25 protein-coding genes are annotated in these 25,706 nt (G+C 43.7%); 11 read left to right on the top strand and 14 right to left on the bottom strand.

Annotated features, from left to right (window positions below; genetic code table 11):
* Positions 1–52 precede the first annotated feature (52 nt).
* Positions 53–262, bottom strand: coding sequence for a hypothetical protein (locus RMY64_RS03175; protein WP_322699283.1), 210 nt, complete (start codon positions 260–262; stop codon positions 53–55).
* Between the two features lie 143 nt (positions 263–405).
* On the bottom strand, positions 406–972 hold the full coding sequence (locus RMY64_RS03180) for a hypothetical protein (RefSeq protein ID WP_322699284.1): 567 nt from the start codon (positions 970–972) through the stop codon (positions 406–408).
* Positions 973–1,739: 767 nt separating this feature from the next.
* On the opposite strand from RMY64_RS03180, the gene RMY64_RS03185 reads away from it, so the two are divergent.
* From RMY64_RS03185 to RMY64_RS03205, 5 genes are all read left to right on the top strand, one after another.
* Positions 1,740–2,615, top strand: coding sequence for a hypothetical protein (locus tag RMY64_RS03185; protein WP_322699285.1), 876 nt, complete (start codon positions 1,740–1,742; stop codon positions 2,613–2,615).
* 176 nt (positions 2,616–2,791) lie between these two features.
* Positions 2,792–4,321, top strand: a complete 1,530-nt coding sequence (locus RMY64_RS03190) for an AAA family ATPase (RefSeq protein ID WP_322699286.1) — start codon at positions 2,792–2,794, stop codon at positions 4,319–4,321.
* Positions 4,322–4,452: 131 nt separating this feature from the next.
* The gene (locus tag RMY64_RS03195; RefSeq protein WP_322671580.1) at positions 4,453–4,959 is read left to right on the top strand and encodes a hypothetical protein; all 507 of its coding nucleotides are present in this window, start codon (positions 4,453–4,455) and stop codon (positions 4,957–4,959) included.
* Positions 4,960–5,098: 139 nt separating this feature from the next.
* The gene (locus RMY64_RS03200) at positions 5,099–5,890 is read left to right on the top strand and encodes a YdcF family protein (protein ID WP_322699287.1); all 792 of its coding nucleotides are present in this window, start codon (positions 5,099–5,101) and stop codon (positions 5,888–5,890) included.
* Between the two features lie 129 nt (positions 5,891–6,019).
* Entirely contained in the window at positions 6,020–6,241 is a 222-nt protein-coding gene (locus RMY64_RS03205; RefSeq protein WP_322671578.1) for a hypothetical protein, read from the top strand.
* A 5-nt stretch (positions 6,242–6,246) separates the two neighbouring features.
* Here the strand turns inward: RMY64_RS03205 and RMY64_RS03210 are convergent, their stop codons facing one another.
* From RMY64_RS03210 to rimI, 4 genes are all read right to left on the bottom strand, one after another.
* Positions 6,247–6,468, bottom strand: a complete 222-nt coding sequence (locus RMY64_RS03210) for a ferredoxin-thioredoxin reductase variable chain (RefSeq protein WP_409882227.1) — start codon at positions 6,466–6,468, stop codon at positions 6,247–6,249.
* Positions 6,469–6,985: 517 nt separating this feature from the next.
* Positions 6,986–7,312, bottom strand: a complete 327-nt coding sequence (locus RMY64_RS03215; RefSeq protein WP_322699288.1) for a hypothetical protein — start codon at positions 7,310–7,312, stop codon at positions 6,986–6,988.
* Positions 7,313–7,454: 142 nt separating this feature from the next.
* The gene (locus tag RMY64_RS03220) at positions 7,455–9,923 is read right to left on the bottom strand and encodes an ATP-dependent Clp protease ATP-binding subunit (protein ID WP_322648268.1); all 2,469 of its coding nucleotides are present in this window, start codon (positions 9,921–9,923) and stop codon (positions 7,455–7,457) included.
* A 599-nt stretch (positions 9,924–10,522) separates the two neighbouring features.
* The gene (gene rimI / locus RMY64_RS03225; protein ID WP_322699289.1) at positions 10,523–11,074 is read right to left on the bottom strand and encodes a ribosomal protein S18-alanine N-acetyltransferase; all 552 of its coding nucleotides are present in this window, start codon (positions 11,072–11,074) and stop codon (positions 10,523–10,525) included.
* 92 nt (positions 11,075–11,166) lie between these two features.
* Between rimI and lysA the strand changes: the two genes are divergently transcribed.
* From lysA to RMY64_RS03240, 3 genes are all read left to right on the top strand, one after another.
* Complete coding sequence (gene lysA / locus RMY64_RS03230; protein WP_322699290.1) at positions 11,167–12,564, top strand: diaminopimelate decarboxylase; 1,398 nt, start codon at positions 11,167–11,169, stop codon at positions 12,562–12,564.
* 102 nt (positions 12,565–12,666) lie between these two features.
* Entirely contained in the window at positions 12,667–13,590 is a 924-nt protein-coding gene (gene cdaA, locus RMY64_RS03235) for a diadenylate cyclase CdaA (protein ID WP_322671573.1), read from the top strand.
* Positions 13,587–14,336: an isoprenyl transferase gene (locus tag RMY64_RS03240; RefSeq protein ID WP_322671572.1), complete on the top strand. Its 750-nt coding sequence runs from the start codon at positions 13,587–13,589 to the stop codon at positions 14,334–14,336. The genes cdaA and RMY64_RS03240 overlap by 4 nt, the downstream gene beginning before the upstream one ends.
* Positions 14,337–14,612: 276 nt before the next feature.
* Here RMY64_RS03240 and RMY64_RS03245 read toward each other — a convergent pair whose 3' ends face one another.
* Positions 14,613–15,629, bottom strand: a complete 1,017-nt coding sequence (locus RMY64_RS03245; protein WP_322699291.1) for a potassium channel family protein — start codon at positions 15,627–15,629, stop codon at positions 14,613–14,615.
* Between the two features lie 132 nt (positions 15,630–15,761).
* On the bottom strand, positions 15,762–15,944 hold the full coding sequence (locus tag RMY64_RS03250) for a hypothetical protein (protein ID WP_229458098.1): 183 nt from the start codon (positions 15,942–15,944) through the stop codon (positions 15,762–15,764).
* A gap of 125 nt (positions 15,945–16,069) precedes the next feature.
* On the opposite strand from RMY64_RS03250, the gene RMY64_RS03255 reads away from it, so the two are divergent.
* The 3 genes from RMY64_RS03255 to RMY64_RS03265 all read left to right on the top strand — a co-directional run bounded on the left by RMY64_RS03255 (position 16,070) and on the right by RMY64_RS03265 (position 18,075).
* On the top strand, positions 16,070–16,270 hold the full coding sequence (locus RMY64_RS03255) for a hypothetical protein (RefSeq protein WP_322699292.1): 201 nt from the start codon (positions 16,070–16,072) through the stop codon (positions 16,268–16,270).
* A gap of 145 nt (positions 16,271–16,415) precedes the next feature.
* Positions 16,416–16,691 (top strand): hypothetical protein, encoded by a 276-nt coding sequence (locus RMY64_RS03260; RefSeq protein WP_322699293.1) that lies wholly within the window; start codon positions 16,416–16,418, stop codon positions 16,689–16,691.
* Between the two features lie 103 nt (positions 16,692–16,794).
* Positions 16,795–18,075, top strand: coding sequence for an aspartate aminotransferase family protein (locus tag RMY64_RS03265; protein ID WP_322699294.1), 1,281 nt, complete (start codon positions 16,795–16,797; stop codon positions 18,073–18,075).
* Positions 18,076–18,312: 237 nt separating this feature from the next.
* On the opposite strand, the gene RMY64_RS03270 is transcribed toward RMY64_RS03265, so the two are convergent.
* The 6 genes from RMY64_RS03270 to pgmB form a co-directional block, all read right to left on the bottom strand.
* Positions 18,313–18,918: a DUF4129 domain-containing protein gene (locus RMY64_RS03270; RefSeq protein WP_322699295.1), complete on the bottom strand. Its 606-nt coding sequence runs from the start codon at positions 18,916–18,918 to the stop codon at positions 18,313–18,315.
* Between the two features lie 226 nt (positions 18,919–19,144).
* Complete coding sequence (locus RMY64_RS03275) at positions 19,145–19,633, bottom strand: DUF2243 domain-containing protein (protein ID WP_322699296.1); 489 nt, start codon at positions 19,631–19,633, stop codon at positions 19,145–19,147.
* Positions 19,634–19,730: 97 nt separating this feature from the next.
* Positions 19,731–20,123: a pentapeptide repeat-containing protein gene (locus tag RMY64_RS03280; RefSeq protein WP_322668746.1), complete on the bottom strand. Its 393-nt coding sequence runs from the start codon at positions 20,121–20,123 to the stop codon at positions 19,731–19,733.
* 79 nt (positions 20,124–20,202) lie between these two features.
* Entirely contained in the window at positions 20,203–20,640 is a 438-nt protein-coding gene (locus RMY64_RS03285; protein WP_322691513.1) for an Rrf2 family transcriptional regulator, read from the bottom strand.
* A 183-nt stretch (positions 20,641–20,823) separates the two neighbouring features.
* Positions 20,824–22,173: an ATP-binding protein gene (locus RMY64_RS03290; RefSeq protein WP_322685245.1), complete on the bottom strand. Its 1,350-nt coding sequence runs from the start codon at positions 22,171–22,173 to the stop codon at positions 20,824–20,826.
* A 385-nt stretch (positions 22,174–22,558) separates the two neighbouring features.
* On the bottom strand, positions 22,559–25,612 hold the full coding sequence (gene pgmB / locus RMY64_RS03295; RefSeq protein WP_322699297.1) for a beta-phosphoglucomutase: 3,054 nt from the start codon (positions 25,610–25,612) through the stop codon (positions 22,559–22,561).
* Positions 25,613–25,706: the final 94 nt, after the last annotated feature.

Genomic DNA, 25,706 nt, shown 5'->3' on the forward strand with positions numbered 1-25,706 from the left:
TTGCCGACATCGGAGCATTTGTTATAAACGTTGGGACATTTCTTGCAAATGTTTAAGCATTTGTTGGAAATGTTTGAACGTTTGTTGCAAATGTTTGAATATTTGTTGCAACTACTTGAACATTTGTTATAGATATTTGAATACTTGTTACAAATACTTGAACATTTGTTATAGATGTTTGAATACTTGTAACAAGTGCTTGAATATTTGTTGCAAACATTTGAATAATTGTTGCAACTGCTTGAACATTTGTTGCCAGCACCAAAGCATTTGTTACAAACGTTTAAACATTTGTTGCTAGCATCGAAGTTTTTGTTATCAACATCAGCAAAAGCCTAAATTAGGGATTTACGTTGAGTAGACACAAATGTGCTATGAAAGCGTACAGCTAAAATAATTCACGAATCAATAAGGGTTTGCCAGAATGTTAATCGTTCTTTGTTGCGAATTGAACTGGATTTCATTCACCACATATTGCCGATTTCTAGCCACTGACTGAATACCCAGCAACTGTGCTGTGGAAACTACAGGTGGTTTAAGTTTCACCACTGCTTGACCCTGAGTAGGATTTTTTACGGTAAAAGTATTTAGGGGTATACCATTCCAAGTTACAAGCTGACCTGTGGGACGGTCTCGCTCACCCCGGATAATTTGCCGCCCATTGCTTCTGTAAGCTAACGCCCCATTCTTGAAGACTACTTTTTGAATTTTGCTCAGGGGAATTGTGGCAGTTTTGCCACTACGCTGAATTGATAGTGCTTCTGTCTGTGCATCAATTCCGATTACTCGACCACTGTTTGACCCACCTGCTTTTAGGATGACTTCTGCTAACTCTGGTAAGGCCACTGGAAGTTCTAATTCATCTGCGTTGACTGGTGTCTGTGCTAAGAAGAAATTTTCCGTTGTGACATCCTTGCTAATTACAGTTTGGATGTTCCCTGCTAGTGCTGCTGCCATTACTAAGATTGCCACAACCGATCTCTGGAAAAAAACTTTCATGGCTTTAACAGTGTATTTGACTAGATTTAACTTTCTCATTAAACTTCAGAGGCATATATTAAATTTCCGTAAAATCACAAAAACAAACTGATTATTTACCTGTAACAGTTTGTAGTTGTGCAATATAGACCTAACCCCCAACCCCTTCCCTACTAGCGTTAGGCAGAGTGGTTTCATACGAAAAAAGAAAAATACATAAGTTTTGATTTCTCGTTTAGTGTCCAGGCTTTTTCCCTCACTTCTATTCCTCTCCCCCACGGCTACCGTGTATACACAAGTCCTTCTCACCCCCTCTAACTCCCCGATGCCTTGGGGGAGAACCGGGAACCGGATATTTCCCCCAAGGCATCGGGCTACAGTGTACACACAAGTCTGAAATAGCTTACTCATCTGGGTTTTTGCGTCACTTTTACCCCACCCTAACCCTCCCCTTGCAAAGGGGAGGGAACCGGATCTTTAATCTCCCCCCTTTGCAAGGGGGGATTAAGGGGGGTAAATCCGAGGTTTGCGCTTCATTACCAAGATGTGTGTACACAGAAGCCCCCACGGGGGGAGAGGCTTTGAAACCCAGTTTTAGTTTTTCTCTGCTTGTATGAAACCACCCCGCTTCCCTACTAGCGTTGGGAAGTAAAATTCAAAGCCTCTCTCCTAAGAGGAGAGAGGTTTGGAGAGAGGTCAGAGTGTATTTGCACACAAATGAGAAACGCTATATTGTTTCTCTCATCTCCCCTATTTTTCGTATGACCCAAACCCCTAACCAGGAAACCAATATTTTAGGTAAATTCACAAGTGTACTTGGCTTACTGGGTGCGGCGCTTTTCTTTGCAGGCTGGATTTACCGTTGGTCATATTTCTACTTTTTTCAGCTAGAAGTCAATACCCTCGACTTACCCGCACAGTCTTTTTTGATAGTTCCCCTGCAAATATTTCTCGGAGATGGTTGGACAATATGCAAAAGTGCGATCGCCTTTTTTATAGCTGCGCTCGCTATTCAGGCAACATTATGGTTAATTAAAATCGTTAGTGATATAGTAGTCTCTGCAAGCCAATTACTATTGAGTCGCATTATCTCTGCAACCCAACACAAACGCTCATGGAGAGCTAAACGGCTAAAATCTCTGGCTGAATTTAGTTCTGGACAACTGCGCTCAGTGGAATTTCTGCGATCGCTAGTCAATGAGATAGTAATAGTATCCTGGGTATTAATTGTGATATTTTGGTTAGCTCGTTGGCAAGGCATCGCAGATGCACAAAGAGACGCTGGTCAAAACTCCACCTTACCTGTTGTAGCTTTAATTACACCTGAAGAAAAGTTTGCTGTGGGACGCAAACTTGATGATATATTTGCAGATCCATCTTTGAAAGGTTATCGCATTATTGGCGATCGCGGTCTATTCGACGACTTGCGAGGCAGAGAAGATAATGACATCAGCAATCCACAGCAGCCGCGAGTCTGGCGCTTACTCCTAGAACGTGGCGGCTGGATTTATTTGTTTCGAGCATTACCCTCAAACGCAAAATCTGGCGAGATTCCATCTGTGTTAGCTATTCAAGAAAGTGAGAAGGGACATATCATCATTCGCAGTCCAGAAGCTTCTAAAACGAGTTCTCCTTGATATGTTGATATCTTGCACCATTCTCAATTGACCAATGAGCAATGACTAATGACAGTCTTCACAGAAAATAGCGCATTAGCTTATCAACACTCAATTGGTAAACTGTGTAATAATTTTTGATGATAGCCAGGAGGAAACTCCTGGTTTTTTTGTATTTGAACCCGTAGAGCAAAGAGATGACAGAAGCGACTCTTCCAGCTTTTATCGAGCAAATGTTGCAGCCGGGATTTTATCCCCATAAGGTAACAGAACCTATTCAACTAGTTCAAACCCACGCTTCTTATGTGCTGTTAACTGGGGATTACGTCTATAAACTGAAAAAATCTGTGAATTTTGGCTTTTTGGATTTTTCTACCTTAGATAAGCGGCAGCATTTTTGTCAGGAAGAGTTACGGTTAAATCAACGGGGTGCTGGTGAATTATATTTAGAAGTTTTGCCCATAACTTTAGTAGGGGAGCAATACCAGTTAGGGGGAACGAGCGAGGCTGTAGAATATGCGCTGAAGATGCGTCAGTTTCCTCAAGAGTCGCTACTAAGTATCCTTTTTGAAGAAGGTAAGTTAAATGAGACACTTCTAAATGAGTTGGGACGAGTGGTTGCTCAATATCATGCCCAAGCACAGACGAATGATTACATTCGCACTTTTGGCGAAGTGCCAAATATCCGGGCTGCTTTTGATGAGAATTATCAGCAAACTGAGAAGTATATTGGTGGCCCCCAGACTCAGGCGCAATTTACAGAAACAAAGCAATATACAGATAAATTTTTTGCCGAACGTCCAGAATTATTTGCTAGCAGAATTCACAACGGTTATATTCGTGAATGTCATGGGGATTTACACCTGAGAAATATTGCCCAGTGGCACGATAAAATCTTGTTGTTCGATTGCATTGAATTTAATGAGTCGTTTCGCTTTGTCGATGTGATGTACGATGTAGCGTTCACTGTGATGGATTTGGAAGCTGGCCAGCGTCAAGACTTGGGTAATGCGTTTTTGAATGTTTATATAGAGCAAACTGGAGACTGGGAAGGCTTACAGGTGTTGCCCTTGTATTTAAGCCGTCAGGCTTATGTCCGAGCGAAGGTGACATCATTTTTACTAGACGATCCGAGTGTACCCGCAACGGTGAAGCAAGAAGCGACAAAAACCGCCACTGATTATTACAAACAAGCTTGGGAATACACTAAACCCAAGCAGGGACAACTAATTTTGATGTCGGGGTTGTCGGGTTCTGGTAAAAGTACCACAGCCAGACATTTAGCCCGTCAACAGGGAGCAATTCACCTGCGTTCGGATGCAGTGCGGAAGCATCTAGGGGGAATTCCTTTGTGGGAACGGGGTGGCGATGATTTGTATACACCGGAGATGACCGAGAAAACTTACACACGACTGCTGGAATTGGGAATTATCCTGGCTAAACAAGGTTTTTCGGTAATTTTGGATGCCAAGTATGATAAACAGCAGTTACGCCAAGAAGCGATCGCACAAGCTACAAAACATCAACTTCCCCTTCAGATTATCCAATGCACAGCACCACTTGAAGTTCTAAAAGAGCGTTTGAACAATCGCACTGGTGATATTGCTGATGCCACCGCCGATTTATTAGCTTCACAAATTAAACAAGCTGAACCTTTCACTGAAGAGGAACAACCTTATGTAAAGATTTGGGATACAACTCAACCACAACAGGCACAATTAAAATAATTTGTAATTCGTAATTCGTAATTCGTAATTGAATCGAAAATTAGGAATTACGTTAGAGTCAGACGCTTTTACGTCGCTAACGCTTTGCTATCGAGCGTCATTAGTAATTTGTTAAATAAGTTATTTATTTTATGGCAGACAAAAAGAACGACTTATTCAGTATTTCTCCCAGCTTCTTTTCTCAACTATTATTTGGGGCATTTTTAACATTTATATTAATAATGACCGGCTCCGCACCAGCCCTAAGCATCTTCTTAGGAATCATGGGCGGTTTCATCTTAAGCTGGATCGCAAATGTAACTGATAATAGCCCCCAAGCACCAAATGTAGCCTCCTCTGATGGTGTTGATGCAGGATTGAAATACTGGTTATTTTTCATGCTAGGTTTTGTATATTTAGGCTATCCAGCACCTATGAGTATCTTGCTTGGTGGATTAGGTGCTTTAGGTGGAGGCTGGATTACTGCTTGGTGGGGAAGTAAGGAAGAAACTAGAACTCAGTTGCAAGTTGAAGAATCAGAAGAGGTTGAAGTTGAACCAACGAATGAAAGGATCAACAAACGGCAAATCAGAAGAGCCGGTCGCCGTTACCGTCGCACTCCTGGAAGTAGTTTCAATTACAAGTTTTGGGAAAGGTAATAATTTGGGGATTGGGGATTGGGGATTGGGGATTGGGCATTGGGCATCGATCGATAATCAATAGTTTTTCTTCATCACTTCCTCATCTCCTATTCCCCATGCCCCATTCCCCATGCCCCATGCCCCATGCCCTAATAATATGTTTTTATATCTATCCAAATTACTGCCACTATTTTTTTATCCACTAGGATTAGCCTGCGTGAGCTTGGTAGTAGCATTAGTGACTCTGTGGAAACGACCCCGGACTGCGGCGATCGCAATTGCTTTTTCCCTAATTTTATTGCTATTTTCTAGCAATGCTTGGATCGCTAAATCATTAGTGCGATCGCTAGAATGGCAAAATCTTCCACCCGCCCAAATACCTAATGCAGAAGCAATTGTGGTTTTAGGTGGCGCAACTAAATCAGCTTTTCCTCCAAGACCTACTGTCGATTTAAGTGAATCAGGCGATCGCGTCATCTACGCCGCACAACTTTATCGCCAGAAAAAAGCGCCTATAATCATTCTGAGCGGCGGTCGCATTGATTGGCGTGGAAGTGGTTCGCCAGAGTCGGCAGATATGGCAACAATACTTACATCTATTGGTATTCCATCTGAGGCGATCGTCCAAGAACCGGACTCTCTCAATACTTATCAAAATGCTGTAAATGTCCGAAAGATTTTGTTATCTCGTGGCATTCGTCAGGTATTATTAGTAACTTCGGCAATGCATATGCCGCGATCGCTTCAGATTTTCCAGCGTCAAGGAATCAATGCTATTCCTGCACCTACTGACTTTCTAGTTAGTGAGGGTGAGTTGCAAGAACTCGGTAGTACTCCCAAAGCCGCCATACTAAATTTATTACCTGATACTGATAACTTACACCAATTTACCATCGCTTTAAAAGAGTATATTGGTTCTTTAGTTTATCGCTTACGCGGTTGGCTTTAATTAAAGTTAGGAGTTAGGAGAGACGCGATTAATCGCCTCTGTACAGGAATTATGAGTTATTAATTAAGAAGTGCGGTAATTATCTCAATTCAAAACAGACGCGATCGCGTCTCTACGACTCTTAATTTTATGTCAAAAAATTTACCTTATATTATTCCAGTTGCTCAACCTCAAGTTGAAGAAGCTTTTGCCTCTTACCAAACAACCCATGAGTTCTACCATGAAGTTCGGTCGCGATCGGAGTTTCAGCGTTATTGTGATTGGTATTATACAACAGCAGAACAAAACCGCCAAGAACTTAAAAGAATGCGCGGCGAACTGAATATTTTCCAGTGGTTTCGCCGCCGATAAGTGATTTAGATGACTTCTAATTCGTTTTCACGTAAATGGGCTTTAAACTTTTTACTAAACTGGACTACAATCGGTAGATTAGCGCTTACTGGTCTGTCTCGCCATTGGGTGGCAATAGCTGTAACTTCGCCTTCTGTACCTTTGATGTCAAAGGGCTGATTCCGATGTTCAGGATGATGATACACCACTACCGAATCTTTAACGCGGACGCGATCGCCAACTTTCATAACAACATTTACACCTAGCATTTTCTTTTCCACAAGTATCTGCTACAAAATATATGATTAAATCGCTTAGAATTTGATTTAATCAGCTATTTCTTGACGCTTCATCGGGGTGCAACGGCTTAACCCTCTGCGTCCAGGCACGTCTTAGCAATCCGCGCGTACTTTTTTCTGTTTTTTGCCACGTTAATAAGTATCGCCCATAGCCTTTCTCTTTAACCCAAAAGCAGGGAAATGAAAGAAAATCAGGCGATATCGGATGTGCTTAGTACTTTGACAAGATATCCAACCCTTTTATCTTGACCCTAGGATGTTCCCCAGGTCAACTCTCTCACGAATGTTTCGTCTATGGCAGATGCTTGGTGATTGCGATCGCTCCTTTGTATGCTGTAGAATTTGACCTCACTTCCATTCCTCTCTCCTAAGAGGCGAGAGGCTTTGAATCTTACTCCCCAACGCTAGTAGGGAAGGGGTTGGGGGTTAGGTCTTTATTCGACTCAATACCGAAGCATTATAGAGTCTAACTAAAATTTACTTGCTTGCTTAAAAAATCGCGGAAGTTGGAATGATAAAGACTGTAGTGGATTTCTCCATCAATTTCCTGGAGTGTTAAAAACTCACGCCAATTTTCTAGAATTTCTTCGACATCGTATTCATCAGCATCAATTGTACTAGCAATGCTTTCTGCTGATACAACTGATGAAACTTGCGCTAATTTCTTCAGTACAGATGATTTTAATTCCCTCTCAAGACTTGGCGAGTTGGGGGGAATCATCTTGTGCAAATGCTGCTGATAATACGCTTCTAAAGCAGGGGGGAGTTGTCCCGTTACGATCGCTTCTCTCAAATATCGATATTGGATCTTGTGGGGGAATAACGCGGTATTCTTCGTCTGTATTAGACATATTCAAACAAAAAACGGTAGAGCAATTAATACTCTACCGTTTTTTAATTTGGGATCTAATCTAAAAAATCCCAAACCCTAAATCTTACTCAACGCCTTGGGGTAACAATTCCCGACGCTGTTGAGAACTAACTTGCACAACGCCATTTTCATCCACATCAACAAGGGCTGTATCGCCATCCTTGATACGACCAGACAGAATTTCTTCTGCTAGGCTATCTTCTAACAGGCGCATAATTGCCCGACGTAATGGCCTCGCGCCGTAGCTGGGACTGTAACCTTCTTGGATCAACCGATCCTTGAAGCGATCGCTGACTTCTAAGGTGATACCCTTTTCAGTTAGACGACCAAATACTTCCTTGAGCATAATTTCAGCGATTTGGGTCACTTCTGGCTTGCTCAATTGACGGAAGACGATAATTTCATCGAGTCGGTTGAGGAACTCTGGACGGAAGTACTGCTTGAGTTCTTCGTTGACCAAAGAGCGAATCCGGTTGTAAGTTGACTCGCTGGCATCTTCGGAGAATTCAAACCCGATACCGCTACCGCCTTTTTCAATTACCTTAGAACCAATATTGGAAGTTAAAATCAGCAAGGTGTTCTTGAAGTCTACCGTGCGACCTTTGGCATCAGTTAACCGACCGTCTTCCAAAATTTGCAGCAGCATATTGAAAACATCGGGGTGCGCTTTTTCGATTTCGTCGAACAACACCACGGTGTAAGGACGCCTCCGCACGGCCTCGGTCAGCTGACCACCTTCGTTATAACCAACATAACCAGGAGGGGAACCAATCAGCTTGCTGACGGTGTGACGCTCCATGTATTCGGACATATCTAAGCGGATCATCGCTTCTTCGGAACCGAAGAAGTAAGCAGCTAAGGACTTCGCCAACTCGGTTTTACCTACACCAGTAGGCCCAGAGAACACAAAGCTAGCTATGGGTCGATTGGGATTCTTCAAGCCAACACGAGCGCGACGAATTGCTCGTGAAACTGCTTTGACAGCTTCATCCTGACCGATTAAACGCTGATGCAAGGTATCTTCCATGTGCAACAGCTTTTCAGATTCAGATTCGGTGAGTTTGTTCACCGGTACTCCAGTCCAGGAAGCGACAATGTGAGCAATGTCTTCTTCTGTAACTACAGGTTCTTCATGTTCTGTGCCAGTTGCATTGGTCTTGCTTTGAGCGATCGCCCGGATTTCGGCTTTGATTTCCATTTCGCGATCGCGCAATTCTCCAGCTTTATCGAAGTCTTGAGAGCGCACTGCATCATCTTTTTCTTTTAATATCTGACGCAGTTCTTTGTCTAACTCTTTGGCTGCGGGTGGCAATTGGGAGTTAATCAAGCGCACTCTAGAACCAGCTTCATCAACTAAGTCGATGGCTTTATCTGGTAGGTAGCGATCGCTAATGTAACGGTCTGACAATTTCGCCGCCGCTACCAATGCTTCGTCGGAGATTTTCAGTTTGTGGTGTTGCTCGTAGCGTTCGCGCAAACCATATAAAATTTCAATTGTTTCATCAACTGTAGGTTCGCCAACCATTACTGGTTGGAAACGTCGCTCTAGCGCTGCATCTCGCTCGATGTGCTTCCGGTATTCATCTAGGGTTGTAGCTCCGATGCACTGCAACTCACCTCTGGCCAAAGCTGGCTTGAGGATATTTGCTGCGTCTATAGCACCTTCTGCTGCACCCGCACCAATTAAGGTGTGTACCTCATCAATCACGAGAATGACATTACCCGCCGAGCGGATTTCATCCATGATTTTTTTCAAGCGTTCTTCAAATTCACCTCGATACTTGGTTCCTGCTACGAGCAAACCAATATCTAAGGTGACGACGCGTTTATCTTCGAGGATGTCAGGGACATCTTTGGTGGCAATGCGTGAAGCTAAACCTTCTGCGATCGCAGTCTTACCAACCCCTGGTTCCCCAATCAGCACTGGGTTATTTTTTGTTCGGCGACCCAATATCTGAATCACCCGCTCAATTTCTTTAGCGCGTCCCACCACCGGATCGAGCTTATTATCTATTGCCATCTGGGTCAGGTTTGAGCCAAATTCATCCAGAGTCGGGGTTTTTGTGCGCCCGGATGAACCGCCTGGTGAAACTTCGGCAGTTTCTCCCAACATCCGAATAACTTGGGTTCTTACCTTAGATAGATCCACACCGAGGTTTTCTAGCACCCTGGCTGCGACGCCTTCCCCTTCGCGGATTAGGCCCAACAGCAGATGCTCGGTGCCAATGTAGTTATGCCCCAGTTGGCGTGCTTCTTCCAAGGAAAGTTCTAAAACTCGCTTCGCCCGTGGCGTAAACGGAATTTCCACGGCAACAAAGCCCGATCCCCGTCCTATAATTTTTTCAACTTCAATTCGGGCATCTTTGAGATTGACGCCCATTGATTTCAGCACCTTAGCAGCCACTCCAGTGCCTTCGCCAATCAGACCCAGGAGGATCTGCTCGGTTCCGACAAAGTTGTGACCTAAACGGCGGGCCTCTTCTTGGGCCAGCATGATTACCTTAATGGCTTTTTCTGTGAAGCGCTCAAACATGGCTTTATCCCATCATCTGCGGTCGTGCCGGTATGCTGATTTTAGCACAGGCAAAGCTTTTGGATGCCTGTATAACAGATTATAGACATCCTGAACCTATGACTTGGGTTGATGGGCTAATTGTTAACTATTGACTACTTCTATCTTGCTAGTGTACTGAGGAGCTTTAGTTTACCAGCGTTTTTGGGATTTATTGGGATTTATTACAAACAGTTCACTGCTTAGATTAAGGGTTTCTTGACTCAATCCCAAACATTTATATTTAGCATACATATTTTTTAATATCAAGTAAAAATAATTAATATTTAATTTATTTATAAGATTTATATTTTATATAAAACATTTAAATAGGAATAGGCGCAGCAAAGTTACATTTTTTTGCTGAAGCCGATCGCAAGCCCCAATAATTCAAAATTACTCATACCCAACTAAATAGGTAGGCGCAAATAAACCTAACTATATAACAAAATGTAAAACGTTCAAAACTCGTGTGATTGCTACCCTTCTCTACGAGAGGCTGCGCCAACGGGAACGCTCCGCGAACACTTTGCTTTGCTCCTTTCGCAATGACATAGTTATAAATTTCCTCGCCTACCAACTTACTTAAAAAGCAAGTGCCAAGAGGATTTTTCGAGGCGATCGCTGACAATGGAATACCATTGGTCTAAAGTTGCTTTAAATTTGCGGTGTTGTAAATCTGGGAGCCAAAAGATTAAAGCATCCTCATCGTTATCTTGGTAGTAGCGCCGCCGCCGCCCTGCTGTTTTGAAGCCAAATTTTTGATATAAAGATATTGCCGCCAAGTTGGAAGCTCGGACTTCGAGGGTAGCTCGCTCCATTTTGCGATCGCAAGCTGTCTTAATGAGTGAATATAATAAAGCCGCACCCAAACCTTGACGGTGATATTGAGGATGAACCGCCAAAATTGTAATGTGGGCCTCATCTAAAATTGACCAAAAGCAACCCATTCCTAGCAAACTTGTGCTGGAAGAAGGGGAAAATAAACCGAGTAAATCGCTGTTGGGACTATCCAATTCTCGCTTGTAGCCGTCCAGAGTCCAAAGTCCACCAAAACAAGCTTGATCGAGTTCCAGAATAGCACTGAGATTTTCTAATGTCAGTAATTTAATTTCTAAGTCTAATGCGATCACATTTATTGAATAACGTTACAAACCCTTTGTACACTGGGAATCGGGAGACAAACTCAAAGTCCGTAATTTGAACAAGGAAAACTTTTATAGTTATGGTATCGACTCACCCCACTGGGGTTCAACATTCTGGAAGTCAATATTTACCTCAAAGGCACGACACCAACACAAATCCATCGCCTAATCAAGAACTTTTACCCTTGACTGCCAGAGTTCATCATCATGACCTCTTGGAAATTGGTGGGTGTAATGTCACAACCCTAGTTGAGCAGTTTGGTTCACCTTTATATATTTTAGATGAAGAAACCCTGCGTTCGGCTTGTCAGCAATACCGAGATGCTTTCAAGCAATATTACAAGGGCGAATCTCAAGTATTGTACGCCTCAAAAGCTTGGAATTGTTTAGCTGTTTGTGCGATCGCCGCATCTGAAGGACTGGGAATTGATGTAGTTTCCGGAGGCGAACTTTACACCGCCCTACAAGCGGGTGTTAGTCCCAATAAAATCTACCTTCATGGAAATAATAAATCTCGTGAAGAATTAATTTTAGCGATCGAGTCTGATGTCACCATTGTGGCGGATAATTGGTATGAGTTGCGTACCCTTGTCGAAATAGCCCAACCCTCTCTTCCAATCCGCATCATGCTACGGTTAACTCCCGGTATTGAGTGCCACACTCACGAATATATTCGCACGGGACACTTAGATAGCAAATTCGGTTTTGATCCCAACGATTTAGATGAGGTGTTTGGTTTTGTCAGTCAACAACCTATCCTTAATTGCGTAGGGGTACACGCTCATATTGGTTCCCAAATTTTTGAGCGCCAACCGCATCAAGATTTGGCTGCTGTTATGGTGCAGTGGCTGCGAGATGCCAGGAAGTATGGTTTAAATATTACAGAGTTAAATGTTGGTGGCGGTTTAGGGATTAAATATATAGAATCAGACGATCCCCCTAGCATTGAAGAGTGGGTGAAGGCGATTTGTGAAGTAATTCAAGCAGCTTGTGCGGCCGAAAATCTGCCTTTGCCGAAATTACTTAGCGAGCCGGGGCGATCGCTAATTGCCACAGCTTGCGTCACTGCTTATACTATTGGTTCATCCAAAGTTATCCCAGAAATTCGTACCTATGTAGCGATCGATGGGGGAATGTCTGATAATCCCCGACCGATTACTTACCAATCAGTTTATCGGGCAGTAGTTGCCAATAAAATGTCTTCACCTTTAACCCAAACAGTCACAATTGCTGGTAAACATTGTGAATCAGGAGATATTCTGATTAAAAATGCTCTACTCCCAAAGACTGAACCAGGGGATATTCTCGTAGTTATGGGAACTGGTGCGTACAATTACAGTATGGCATCTAACTACAACCGCTTGCCTCGACCGGCAGCTGTCGTAGTGGCAAATGGCGAAGCAAATTTAATTTTGCAACGTGAAACTTATGAAGATTTAATTCGACAAGATCGCCTACCAGAAAGACTCAAGAAATAGTCATTTGTCTTTGGTCATTAGTCATTAGTCATTTGCAAATGACGAAGGACAAATGACAAATGACCAACTGTAAATTAGAGGCAAAAGTTTAATCCAGATGTCATGAGAGATTGGTGGAAGCAATGGCTGACAAACCTGGGGTGGTCACAGTCCTTGCTACTTGGGACTCTGGATATTGTCTTAGTGCTGGCGCTGACGTACATGATACTAGTTATTATTAGTGAGCGCCGGACACTATGGATGGTGCGGGGATTCATTATCTTAATGCTAGCCTCAGCACTCAGTGGCAGATTCGGACTACCTCTGCTAAGTTTTGTACTAGAAAAGTTGGTGATTGGTTGTGCTGTGGCGATGGCAGTTGCTCTACAGTCAGAGTTTCGGCGGTTTTTGGAGCAATTGGGGCGTGGCGAATTCCGCCAGCTGTTTCAACCCGACCGTCTGGCAATCCCCAAATCTGATAGCGTAATTGATGAAATTGTTGAGGCTGTTAAAGAATTGTCAAAAAACCGCATTGGAGCTTTACTAATTGTGGAAACCACAGGGCCAATTGATGAGCGAGATTTTTCTGTGCCAGGAGTAAAGCTAAATGCGGAAGTTTCTAAAGAACTAATCCAGACAATTTTTCAGCCGAAAACTTTGTTACACGATGGAGCGACATTGATTCGTGGCTCACGGATTGTGTCATCAGGTATAATTTTACCACTTTCGGGACGCACAGCCTCGCGCCAGCTGGGAACACGCCACCGGGCAGCAATGGGAATTACTGAGCGGGTCGAAAATTGCATTTGTGTCGTTGTCTCTGAAGAAACGGGTTCTATTTCCTTAGCGGAACGGGGAACCCTAAATAGACCGCTGACGAATAGGAAACTGAAAGAGTCATTAGAGGCTGTTTTGTCTCCAACCGTGGATAGGGAAGCTGTTGCTCCTGGTCTGTTGAGTTTTGTTCGTCGGATAGGTGGGAAGACACTAGCACTGGTTTCACGTTTACTCAGATTACCATCGACCGCTTCTCGAGATAAAAAATGACACTACAACAAACTAAACTGCAAGATTTACCTACCGATTTAAAACGAGAATTATTGCCGCAGCACGTTGCGGTGATTATGGATGGTAATGGTCGATGGGCTAAACGTCAGGGTCTACCCCGAATTATGGGTCATAAGCGAGGAGTAGATGCTCTCAAGGATTTACTTCGCTGTTGTCAGGATTGGGGAATTCAGGCGTTGACAGCTTATGCTTTTTCAACAGAGAACTGGAAAAGACCGCAGGAAGAAGTAGATTTTTTGATGACTCTATTTCAAAGAGTTTTGCGCCAAGAACTGCGGGAAATGGTCGAAGAAAATGTTCAAATTAAGTTTGTAGGGAATTTGCAAGACCTGCCACGATCGCTTCAACAAGAAATTTCCCGTTCAATGGAAGAAACTAAGAATAATCGCGGTATCCGGTTTTCCGTGGCAACTAATTATGGTGGACGGCAAGAAATTTTACAAGCTTGTCAGGCGATCGCTAAGCTTGTCCAGCAAGGTGTGCTACAACCCAATGAAATTAATGAACAGGTGTTTGAGAGCCACTTGTACACAGCCGGAATTACTGACCCAGATTTGTTAATTCGCACCAGTGGAGAAATCCGCCTCTCAAATTTTCTTCTCTGGCAAATGGCTTATGGAGAAATTTATATTACCGATGCTCTCTGGCCCGATTTTGACCGTGCCGAATTTCATCGTGCCTTGTGTGCCTACCAGCAACGGGAGCGGCGATTTGGGAAAGTCTAAATCTGTTTACGCAATTAGACTAAGTAGGTCGGCGTAAAAATTTGTCGTTGGCATCAAGCAGGAGGAAAAAGGGTTTTAGTCTAGTTTATCTTTCTTCACATAGTTTGGTTTTCTTGTGCCAACTTATTTATATAGCAAGGGACTGGGGACTGGTGACTGGGGATTGGGTGAAAAGTCTTGTTGTGTCTAAGTTTTATCATCTGTTAATGTCCTAACCACGAAGGCTTGTGCTATACAACCAATACCTAATTGGGATAAAAAAGTAATTAAATAAAATCAACTATTTTTCGGTCGTCGCAGTTTCTTGGAATTCATTGGGCCGAGAATTTGATTCAGACTACGCAATTGCTCTGCTGTACCCATACCAATTAGTCTGTCTCCCGACATTAAAATCGTATCGCCAGTGGGGCCACCGATTAAAGTTCCATCAACACGGTGAATTGCCAGAACCAATGCTCCAGTTTGCGATCGCAATCTCGCCTTTTGCAAACTTTGACCCACAACAGGACAGAAAGCTGCATCGAGTAAAAATTCTTCCATATATAACTGGCGGTCTGCACCAGTCAAAATCCCATCTACAAAATCCAATACTTGGGGCCTGAGAGCCGCAGCAGCCATGCGTTTCCCGCCAGTAATATAGGGGGATATCACTTCATCTGCACCACCGCGTCGTAACTTCTGCAAAGCTTCTTCTGTACTTGCCCGTGCGATCACCCGAATTCCTGAATTCAGGGTTTTTGCTGATAATACAATGTATAAATTTTCAGCATCAGAGGGAAGGGCTGCAACAATACACATCGCCCGTTCAATACCAACTTTTAGGAGTGTGTCATCTAATGTAGCGTCACCTTGGTATGCTGTGTAACCTTCAGTCTGTGCCCTTTGGATTGATTCTGTCTCCGAATCAATTACTACAAAAGCTACACCTTCTGTCCGAAATTCCTTGGCAATTTGCCGACCAGTCCGACTAAATCCACAGATGATGTAGTGTTCTGATAGGGATTCCATTAACCGCCTCTGTTGTTGTAGCCGAATTCCTTCTTGAAAGTACCCTTGAATAATCGCTTCTGTAAATCTATTGACAATGTAACCGATATTGACTACACCTAACAAAATCAGGGCAATTGTAAACAATCGTCCTCGACTACCGAGTGGTTGCGTCTCTCCGTATCCCACAGTCGCCAAAGTGATAACTGTCATGTAAGCTGCATCTTCCCATGACCAGCCCTCCACTAACCAGTACCACAAAGTGCCAATCAAGAAAACACCACCAAGAGCGATCGCCCCAGCCATCAACTCTTTTTGGATACGTTGATATTTTTGCTCAAGTGTTGAGAATGAGGTAAAAATAGTATTTTTAGCCTACTTTTTCTAGTTTTCTACTAACTTTAAAATTATCTATACTAATAGTCCAATAACTCAGGACTACTTACCTTTTTTCTTATCTAGTGCTTCTTGGATAGCGCGTCTACAGAATTCTGGAGGGTCTTCTTGTGCTTTCACCTCTTCCTTCATTTCCTTAGTAACCCGGAAACTCAGATTATCGGTTAACTCTCTACTTGGTTGAGATGATTCAAAATTTTGAGGGTTACCCTTGGGGTTAGGCATTGTTGAGAGATATAAATAAGGCTTGATTTGATGTATACAAGGAAATAGAGTTTAAATCGGTAGGTATCATCCCTGGAAAAGTTGTTACCTACCGATACCACTTTTACAAGAGGTAACTCTATTTTATGTTCACGCGTTCCAAGTTAGAAATCAAAACCATCCCAGAATTACGTGACTTATGCCGTCGATACGGTGTTAAACCTACAGGCAGTGCGGCATACAAAGTCAGCTACCTTACTTCTCTGATGGCATTCCCTCAGCTAGCACTTGGGCAGCTAAGAGAAGGAAGGGGATTAAAATCTCCTGGACTTAGCGCCATTCAATAGACCTCTTGCAAAAATCTCTAACACCCCACCCCCAACCCCTCCCCGCAAGCGGGGAGGGGAGACAAAGCGTAGCTTTGGCGGGGTGGGGTTCTTTCTTATTTTTGATTTATGCAAGAGGTCTAATTTTTTGAAGGGATGAGATGAAATGAATTCACCCACAGATGAGCAAGCAGCACTCATCAAAATAACCTTGGAAGGTACGAGAATGGCTTACCCCGATAGGTTTGACCAAGAGAACCTGCTGAATTTGCACAAAGCTAAGATGCACCTTGAAATGGTTGTTGAGCTACTGGGTCAATCGCGATCGAGAAGATCCCCGACTTCTTTAAAAAGTCGGGGATCTGTGGCTTTAAATTGCTCAAGTGTTGAGTACAAAGTTTTTTTCACCACCACCAGGCCTTTGAGGTCATATAAACGTTAGTTTAAGAAGAAGTACGAGTTGTGCTAAATAAAAAGTATTTTTTAGGGATTTCTAGGAAACTAGTAAATAACTATATAATGAAAAACTTTCAGGAGGAGCGGTAGTGAGCCTACAAACTCTCGTTGACCAAGCCACCATCCCCCCAGATTCAGGGTCAGCATCTAGTCCCTTTGATACAGATAGCTTTAATGAAGCTGTCATGTCTACCTACGCCCGGTTTCCCTTAGCCCTAGAACGGGGTGCTGGATGCCGGGTTTGGGATACGCAGGGGCGGGAATATCTGGACTTTGTAGCGGGAATTGCTACTTGTACTTTAGGGCACGCCCACCCAGCAATGGTAGAAGCGGTAACACGCCAAATCCAAAAGCTGCACCATGTCTCTAATTTGTATTACATTCCTGAGCAAGGTGAATTGGCAAAATGGCTTGTCGATCGTTCCTGTGCCGAGCGCGTATTTTTCTGCAACTCTGGAGCTGAAGCTAACGAAGCCGCAATTAAACTGGCGCGTAAATACGCTCACACAGTATTAGACATTGAAAAACCGATTATTTTAACCGCCAATGCCAGTTTCCACGGACGGACTTTGGCAACCATTACCGCTACAGCACAACCGAAGTATCAAAAATACTTCGATCCCTTGGTTCCTGGGTTCCACTACGTAAATTACAACGATATTAACGCTGTGGAAGTGGCGATTAGCGAGTTGGATGAAGGCGATTATCGGGTAGCAGCAATTCTGATCGAGCCATTGCAGGGAGAAGGCGGTGTCCGTCCGGGAGATGTTGCCTACTTCAAAAAGCTCCGGCAAATTTGCGATGAAACTGGCGTTTTGTTGATTTTCGACGAAGTGCAAGTTGGTATGGGGCGTAGTGGCAAATTATGGGCTTACGAGCATCTCGGCGTTGAACCGGATATTTTCACCAGTGCTAAAGGCTTAGGTGGAGGTGTCCCTATCGGTGCAATGATGAGCAAGAAATTTTGCGATGTTTTTCAACCAGGGGAACACGCTAGCACCTTTGGCGGAAATCCTTTTGTGTGTGGTGTAGCACTCAGTGTTTGCCAGACATTGGAAAAAGAAAATATTTTGCAGAATGTGCAAGACAGAGGCGAACAGTTGCGAACTGGATTGAAGGCGATCGCAGCGAAATATCCTCAGCACATTGGCGAAGTTCGGGGTTGGGGTTTAATCAACGGTTTGGAGTTACGAGCCGACATCGAGATAACCGCAGCCGATGTCGTCAATGCTGCCATCAAGGAAGGTGTATTGCTAGTACCAGCTGGGCCAAAAGTAGTCCGATTTGTGCCACCGTTAATTGTTACAGAGGCGGAAGTCAATACTGCCTTGCAAGCTGTGGACAAGGCGATCGCAATTCTCACCAAATAAAACAGGAGTCAGAATGCAGAATTCAGAATTGGTGAATACTCAACCCATAAAGAGATAGAGTTTTAAGGCGAGAATATTTTAATTTTTTTCGCCCAGTAACTATTTCACTCGCTTTTAACCAATATGCGTCACCCACTCGTACAGAATTCATACTGAATTCTGACTCCTGAGTTCTGAATTCTTCATATAAAATATTGTTTGTTTTGTGTAGAGACGTTGCATTGTAACGTCTCTTTTTCATTCTGGAGAAATTTCTCGATAAGCTTGCCGACACTGCTCATAATTGTCTGGCAAAATCTCAGCATTACCAAAACATAATTGCTCGTGAGTAGTAATTAAAGTTTCATAAGGCTGTATGGAAGTCACAGAAGATCGCAGCAATTGCAAATATTCTTCATCAGTACGGCTGAGTTTGTGGGGTGCAATCGCATTTTTATCCAACTGCTGCAACATCGCTAAATAAACACAACGGCAAGCCTCACGGTAGTTACCTTGACGGTAAAATTCTTGCGATCGCTCCAACAAAAGGGCTATGGATGACTCATTGGAGCGAGTTTTAACGCGAAAATCAGTGAGATTGCCACTTCTATTTAGCCAAGAATATATATAGGGACTGAATTCTCGCCATAATCGCCAACCCACCCACGCTACAAATAATCCCAGTACCAGCCAAAACAAGAATTTTAGCAATTCACTAAGCCTTGGGCTAATTGACCATCCAGTAGGCAATTCTGGTAAAGCCCGTTCAAAGCGGTAAAACTGGTATTCCCACCATTCACCCGCTTGTTGTTGGAATTGAGACAAATGCCAATTCCAGCTAGTTTTTTCAAAAGTATCTGTCATAGGAGGGAGTGGGGAGCAGGGGAGCGGATGAGTAATGAGTAATGAGTAATGAGTAATGAGTTGGAGCAGGGAAGCAGAGGGGCAGGGGGCAGAGGAGCAGGGGAGCAGGGGACAAGGAGGGAGATAAACAAAACTCTTAACTCTTAACTCCTAACTCCTAACTCAGCACTCTAACGCCCAATGCCCAATGCCCAATACCCAATACCCAATGACCAATGACCAATGACTAATGACTAATGACTCTTGACTCTTTTTTAATCATTAGCCAGCCGATGAGAACAAGTAGCGCACCGAATGCCAGAAATCCTAGATCCCAAGCTAACTCATTTGGGCCTGGTTTAACATGATGGACACCGAGAATTTGGTGGTCAATTAAACCTTCAATAAAGTCGAACAACCCAGTCCCAATCAGTATCGATCCAATAAAGGTTTGTGATGACCAAGGAACATCATCACGTCTTCCGGCATGCCATAGTAACACAAGTCCTGCCACGGTGAATACCCAATCCAAGGTATGAAATAATCCATCCCACACCATGTTCAAATCTATATTCGCCCTATTTGTCAGAGGCCTAATGTTACTGAGCATGTGATGCCACTGGAGGATTTGATGCAGTAAAATTCCATCAATAAACCCTCCAAGACCCACACCAAGAAAAATTCCAGCAGTTATTAGTGGTGCGCGTCGGTTGAGGGTTTCACTTTTCGCCTCCATTGTCAACCTCATAGATAGGCTTTTTTACCAAAATACAACTCTTTTGAGAGAAATATCTTCTATCTTGAGGCCAGTACGATCGTTTAACTTAAATTAATTAATCTTCAAATTTAATCTGCATACCCGCTTTCACTGGGTCGAAATCTTGGGGAAAATGGGTGCTGCGATCGCAATCTGCTTTTTCCAGGTTCGCTCCTTTAAGAGCGGCTTGGCGGAGATTCGCGGACATCAATAATGCTCCCCTAAGATCGGCATCCTTCAGATTAGCTTGACTCAAATCGGCAAAGCTCAAATCAGTTCCCCTCAAATTAGCGTTACTCAGGTTAGCTTCACTCAAGTCAGCATAACTTAGGTCAGATCCTTTCAAGTTAATGCCTTGCAAATCAGCATTACCCAGTTCTGCTTTACTAAAGTTCCGTTTTCCTGCTGCATAACTCTCCACGAGAGTAGCGGCACTATTTATCGGCTGTTGAAAATTGACTTCAGGCATATAACAGTGTCACAGATTGCTCGTTCTTACTTTCATCTTCCCCTTTTAATTACGAATTACGAATTAGTAATTATACTTCCTAAATGTAATACATTAGTTCCTTCTGTTGTCGGATCGATCTTCGTTCACAAAGGTCTTGGAGTGTATATTTTGCTAAAACAGAGTTAGCAGCTTGACGTGCTTCTTGCCAAACTTCCTGAATTAGCTCACCTTCTACTGTATTAGGAGTCGGCTCAGAAGGAGAGACAATAATATCTGACCCTTCCATGCAGCTAAAAGCATCCAACACTGTAATTTTTCCGGGATCTCGTGCCAGAACATAGCCACCTTTGGCTCCGCGTATACTCTTAATTAAACCTCCACGTCTTAATGTCGCTAGGAGTTGTTCTAAATAGCGGTTCGGGATGTCTTGCAAAGCCGCTATCTCTCGAATTTGTAGGGCTTCACCGTTAGGGTAGCAGGTTGCTAACTCTAACAGGGCTAGAAGTGCGTATTCTGATTTGTTAGAGATTACCACAGGCGTAATATTTTAAGCTCATATTTAAAGATACAAAGTCTTTGAGTTTGTTTCCCTAAGCTACTGCGAAGAAAAACTTTACAATCAACCTATTGTTGACCGGCTTACTCCACTTTAAAGACCTTCTAGCATACAAGCAATTACTTTTGTTTTTAAATTCGATAAATAAAAGTGATTGATTAGCTATACATGGAAATTTCTTGAAAATGGCAGAATAACTGTAAAGGTAGTTCCCGCATCGATCGCACTTTCAACTGTAATCTCGCCGCCGTGTAAATCTACAGCCTGCTTGACAATGGACATCCCTAATCCCATTCCTGGGATATTAGCTGTATTACTAGCGCGATGGAACGGTTCAAAGATGTGTTCAATGTCAGAAGCAGGAATGCCAATACCAGAATCTTGAGTCTGAAATATAGCTTGCTCGTTGCTAGTGGTTACAGAAAACCTAACTGTACTTCCAATGGGAGAGTATTTTAGACAATTTGAGAATAAATTACTCAAGATTTGGCGCAGTAGTTTCGCGTCTAAATTAGCTTCTGTGCATTGGCACTCACTGCTAAAAACGATCGCATGTTGTGAGCGATCGCTCTGTTGTAATTCTTCTAATAAATCGCGGCAAAATTCCACTAAATTTATCGGTGTTGGATTAAACTCTAACTTGCTTGTTTCATCCTGACTCACCACTAATACATCATCCAATAACTGGGTTATATGCATAACTGATTTTTGAATGCGACGCAGGTGAGTCTGTTGTCGCTGTTCGCTCCAGAGGTGGCGATAATGTTCTAGTAGTTCCGCAGAAGAGTGGATGGTAGCCAAAGGGGTGCGAAACTCATGGGAAGTGATGGTGAGCAAGCGGGATTTAAGTTCGCTAAACTCCCTTTCTTTAGCAAGCGCTTGTCGCATCGCCTGTTCTGCCCATTGCAGCTTGGCTTGCGTTCGTTTACTTTCGCTAATGTCCCGCAATATCCAGCGCAGACTAACTAACTCACTATGTCGATCGCGGATAGCAACCACCTTAACCGCAGCAATAATAGGTGTTTTGTCACGCGGTCGTAGGTTTACTTCCCATTCTTGCATTTTCCAGTCTGGGAATTGAGCGCGATCGCGCAGATGAGTTAGTTTCAAATGAAAAGCAATTATTTCTTTCTCTAGCACAAAAATCCCTATGGATTTGCCCAACAATGAACTTTTAGAAATGTTAAGCAGAGTGGTAGCGGCTGAGTTAGCTTCCTGAATTATCCCTTTTGTATCAGTCACAAAATAAGCGTCTGGGACTTCCTCAAATAATTCTTGGTAGCGTTGACTTTCTGCTACCAAAGCCTGTTGAGTTTTGGATAATTCTTCATTCTGCTGCTTTAAATCTTCATTTACTAGTTGAAGTTCTTCCAAAGCCAGGTAAACTTCTTTGAATACTGCGGTAACGAGTTGAATATCTGCTTGTGCTTTTTGCTGTTCGTTCTGGCGTTGCAAGAGGGCGACGCGCTTACGCATGTTCTCTATCTGCAAAGCTAAATCGTCCGAATTCACGCTCTTGCTCCTAATTTCTAAAGTGGAGTTTGTTTTAGATTCCCTACTTAGACGATATTAGCTTTTGGAGTTTAGCAGCTATCAGTAATTTCAATGTAGTTTTAGGTAGTTTTAGTTCTTTGGGCTGATTAGGACTGAATACAGCAGAATTCAAGAGTAAAACATACTTTATACCTGGCTTTAAGACGAATCTTTGTGTATTTCACCTTCCTGGAAATCTGCTGTAAGTAATCAAGCAGCTCTCGTTTATAGCACAAGCCTTGGTGGTTAGGACATCAACAGACACGATACAACTTAGATAAAAAAAGGCTTTTCACCCAGTCCCCAGTCCCCATTACCCCTTATCCCCAGAGGGGGCCCCATCATCCCCAGTCCCTTGCTATATTTAATGTTTTCGTTTGGAAATATTACTCAATTGCTCTCGAAGGTCTGCCCATTTAATACCTTCTAGACTGGGTAAAACAATATGAGCGGCTCCAACTCGCTCAACAGGGCCAAGTCCTATTGCCCACATCCCAGCAGCGAGAGCGGCTTCAACACCGGCTGCGGCATCTTCTACAACCACAGATTGCGCGGGTTCGATTCCTAGCTGCTTGGCTGCGTACAGAAAGAGGTCGGGTGCTGGCTTGGGTTCTTGGACGCTATAACCATCAGCGATCGCATCTACTTTATCAGCAATGCCCAATCGCTCAATCACAGTCTGGGCATTTTTGCTTGCTGAACCAATACCGATCTTAATACCAGCTTGCCGCAGTTCATCCAACAAGGCGATCGCACCTGGTAACAAATCGTGGGATGTCATGTTTTGGATCAATTCCACATAGTAGCGATTTTTACGCTCCATCATCTCCTCGATTTGTGCTTCCGAATACGCTCTATTCCCAAGAATCACCATCAGAGAAGCACGACGGGATACGCCCCGCAAAGCTTCGTTAGCTTCTCGATTAAACGGTATACCCTCTTCATCAGCTAGCTTTTGCCAAGCGAGATAGTGAAGTTCTGCTGTATCTGTTAGCACACCATCTAAATCGAAGATGAATCCTTGGATGTTGGGCATTGGGGATTGGGCACTTGTACTGAGCGAAGTCGTTCGCGTAGCGTCTCGCAGAGAAGTATTGGGCATTGAGAATTGGTTGTCTGCGTTATCTGCGTTGTTTCCTTGTCTCCTTGTTCCCTTCTCCTCATGCCCAATGCCCCATGCCCCATGCCCCATGCCCAATGCCCCATGCTCCATGCCCAATTCCCAATGCAAATCAAAGTCGTGCCATTTTCCGCGCCAGTGCAGTTTAAACTTTAAGCGCGTCCAGCCAGGGGGTAGGTGGGGGTTGGCTACAGGGCCATTTTCAGTTAGTTGGATGCCGCCGAATCCAAAAATTACAGCTTGCCAAATTCCACCAGCACTAGCACCGTGAATTCCGTCGTTGGTATTACCTCGGTTATCTTCAAGATCCACCATTAACGCCCGCATAAATTGTTCGTAAGCTTCAGTTGATTTGCCCAAATCGGAAGCTAAAATGGCTTGAACTGCTGGGCCAAGGGACGAACCATAAGTAATATCAGTGCGGGGTGCGTAGTAGTCCCAGTTTGTCTGCAATGCTTTTTCGTTATAGGGAAAATCTGCTGATTCCCGCATTAAATATAAGAGCATTAATACGTCTGGCTGTTTGAGTACTTGAGATTTGTTGGTTTTATCAATACCTAAGATCGGTTGCATGGAGCGATCGCGTGGTTCATAATCTGCTAAGTTGATATCTTCCAATTGGAAAAATCCCTCGCACTGCTCGATTAGTCCTGTTGATGGGTCATAGAAAAACAATATTTTGGCGACGATATCTTGCCAGTGCGATCGCTCCTCTGGAGTCAGCTTTAGTTTCTGTTCTAGTTCGGTGGCTCGTTCGGGGAATTTATCAGCCAGCCAATCATAGACGGCGATCGCTTTCTCTAAATGCCATTGCGCCATCCGGTTTGTAAAGGCGTTGTTGTGGACTAATTCATGGTATTCATCCGCTCCGATTACTCCTTGAATTTCATACCGCGAGCGCTCAGAATTGAATTCGACTCGACTACCCCAAAAGAGCGCGGCATCTAAGATAATCTCTGCGCCGCACTTTTGCATCCAGTCATCATCACCAGTGGCTTGCCAGTAGTTCCAGACTGCGTAGGGGATATCTGCATTGATATGAATTTCGCGATCGCGGCACCAAATCCGCACATCTTCACCATAAAAATCACTACCAATAGCCCAACGTGGTGTCACTTCATCTCCAGTATCAGCACTTTCCCAGGCAAACATTGCCCCTTTATAACTGTAATGGCCTGCCTTGCGTCTAGCTCCTGGTAAGGTGTGCCAACGGTAACTGAGTAAGTTGCGGGCGATCGCTGGTTGGGTAAACAGAAACAAAGGCTGCATAAAAATTTCTGTATCCCAAAAAATATGACCGCGATAGCCAAACCCCGAAAGGGTTTTAGCGGGAATGCTCACCCGATCGTCATCCCGTGGGGCAGCAATCAGCAGTTGAAACAGATTGTAGCGAACAGCAAAAGTAGCTGTGCTATCTCCCTCAATCAGGATGTCACTTTGCTGCCAAACCTCATCCCATGCCTGCTCATTGGCTTTTAGTAATGTTGCATAATTTGGCAGCTGTGCGAGTTTTTCTCGAGCTGCTGGAACTGGTGCTTCAATCTCCCGCGAGGTAAAAACGGTAACAAGTTTTTCCACCGTCACAGTCTGCTGCGCTTTCGCCAAGAAGGTTGTACTCAAGGTAGGATAACCAGGTGCGGTATTGACTTGCAAAGATGCTTCAGTGCCTAATATTGTTACCTTAGCTGCCATACCGAGTTCAATTCGAGAGTTGCGCGTGCGGCGTTGCAACCAGATTCCTTGGTCAATCTTGCCCTGATCTAATTCTTCCCAGTGATTGAAACCCTGATTTTCTGGATAGCCATTGATGCTAGCTTGAACTTCGATTAACCCCTCAAAATCTATTGGTGTTAAATGGCAGCGTAACGCCAACACGTGCGGATCTGCAAGACTAGCAAAGCGTTCAAAGCTGATGTCTATGGTGTTCCCACTGGGAGAGCGCCAACGCAAAACCCGAGTCAGTAGTCCTTGGCGTAAATCAAGCTGGCGCTCGTAGCGCAATATCTCACCTCGATCGAGACGGAAGCGATCGCCATTTACAATTACTATCAAGGGTAGCCAGTCGGGGCAATTTACCAGTTCGGTGTATACTACAGGCACATCATCGTAAACACCGTGAATAAAAGTAGCTGGCAATGCATGAGGATAACCTTCCTCAAAACTGCCTCTGGTTCCCAGGTATCCATTGCCGATTGTAAAGACGGTTTCTTTGGAGTGCAATTGCTCAGGGTCAAACTGGGTTTCGATTAATATCCAGTCTGTGTAGATAAAATGGCGAGAACGACCTTTTGTTTGCATAAATTAAGATTGGGGAATTGGGATTTTGAGTCTTTGAGCTAGATGAATGAGTCTTTGAACTCCGTTAATGAGTATTTGAGGTGGATGAATCCAG

Source organism: Nostoc sp. DedQUE08 (genome assembly GCF_034530895.1).
Classification (GTDB): Bacteria; Cyanobacteriota; Cyanobacteriia; order Cyanobacteriales; family Nostocaceae; genus Nostoc.

Coding starts and splice junctions, on each gene's coding strand:
- RMY64_RS03205 (WP_322671578.1), top strand. CDS start 6,020: ATGTCAAAAAATTTACCTTATATTATTCCAGTTGCTCAACCTCAAGTT.
- RMY64_RS03240 (WP_322671572.1), top strand. CDS start 13,587: ATGACACTACAACAAACTAAACTGCAAGATTTACCTACCGATTTAAAA.
- lysA (WP_322699290.1), top strand. CDS start 11,167: ATGGTATCGACTCACCCCACTGGGGTTCAACATTCTGGAAGTCAATAT.
- RMY64_RS03210 (WP_409882227.1), bottom strand. CDS start 6,468: ATGAAAGTTGGCGATCGCGTCCGCGTTAAAGATTCGGTAGTGGTGTAT.
- RMY64_RS03255 (WP_322699292.1), top strand. CDS start 16,070: ATGTTCACGCGTTCCAAGTTAGAAATCAAAACCATCCCAGAATTACGT.
- RMY64_RS03260 (WP_322699293.1), top strand. CDS start 16,416: ATGAATTCACCCACAGATGAGCAAGCAGCACTCATCAAAATAACCTTG.
- RMY64_RS03190 (WP_322699286.1), top strand. CDS start 2,792: ATGACAGAAGCGACTCTTCCAGCTTTTATCGAGCAAATGTTGCAGCCG.
- RMY64_RS03220 (WP_322648268.1), bottom strand. CDS start 9,923: ATGTTTGAGCGCTTCACAGAAAAAGCCATTAAGGTAATCATGCTGGCC.
- RMY64_RS03280 (WP_322668746.1), bottom strand. CDS start 20,123: ATGCCTGAAGTCAATTTTCAACAGCCGATAAATAGTGCCGCTACTCTC.
- RMY64_RS03270 (WP_322699295.1), bottom strand. CDS start 18,918: ATGACAGATACTTTTGAAAAAACTAGCTGGAATTGGCATTTGTCTCAA.
- RMY64_RS03275 (WP_322699296.1), bottom strand. CDS start 19,633: ATGGAGGCGAAAAGTGAAACCCTCAACCGACGCGCACCACTAATAACT.
- RMY64_RS03200 (WP_322699287.1), top strand. CDS start 5,099: ATGTTTTTATATCTATCCAAATTACTGCCACTATTTTTTTATCCACTA.
- RMY64_RS03245 (WP_322699291.1), bottom strand. CDS start 15,629: ATGGCTGGGGCGATCGCTCTTGGTGGTGTTTTCTTGATTGGCACTTTG.
- RMY64_RS03185 (WP_322699285.1), top strand. CDS start 1,740: ATGACCCAAACCCCTAACCAGGAAACCAATATTTTAGGTAAATTCACA.
- RMY64_RS03250 (WP_229458098.1), bottom strand. CDS start 15,944: ATGCCTAACCCCAAGGGTAACCCTCAAAATTTTGAATCATCTCAACCA.
- RMY64_RS03195 (WP_322671580.1), top strand. CDS start 4,453: ATGGCAGACAAAAAGAACGACTTATTCAGTATTTCTCCCAGCTTCTTT.
- pgmB (WP_322699297.1), bottom strand. CDS start 25,612: ATGCAAACAAAAGGTCGTTCTCGCCATTTTATCTACACAGACTGGATA.
- cdaA (WP_322671573.1), top strand. CDS start 12,667: ATGAGAGATTGGTGGAAGCAATGGCTGACAAACCTGGGGTGGTCACAG.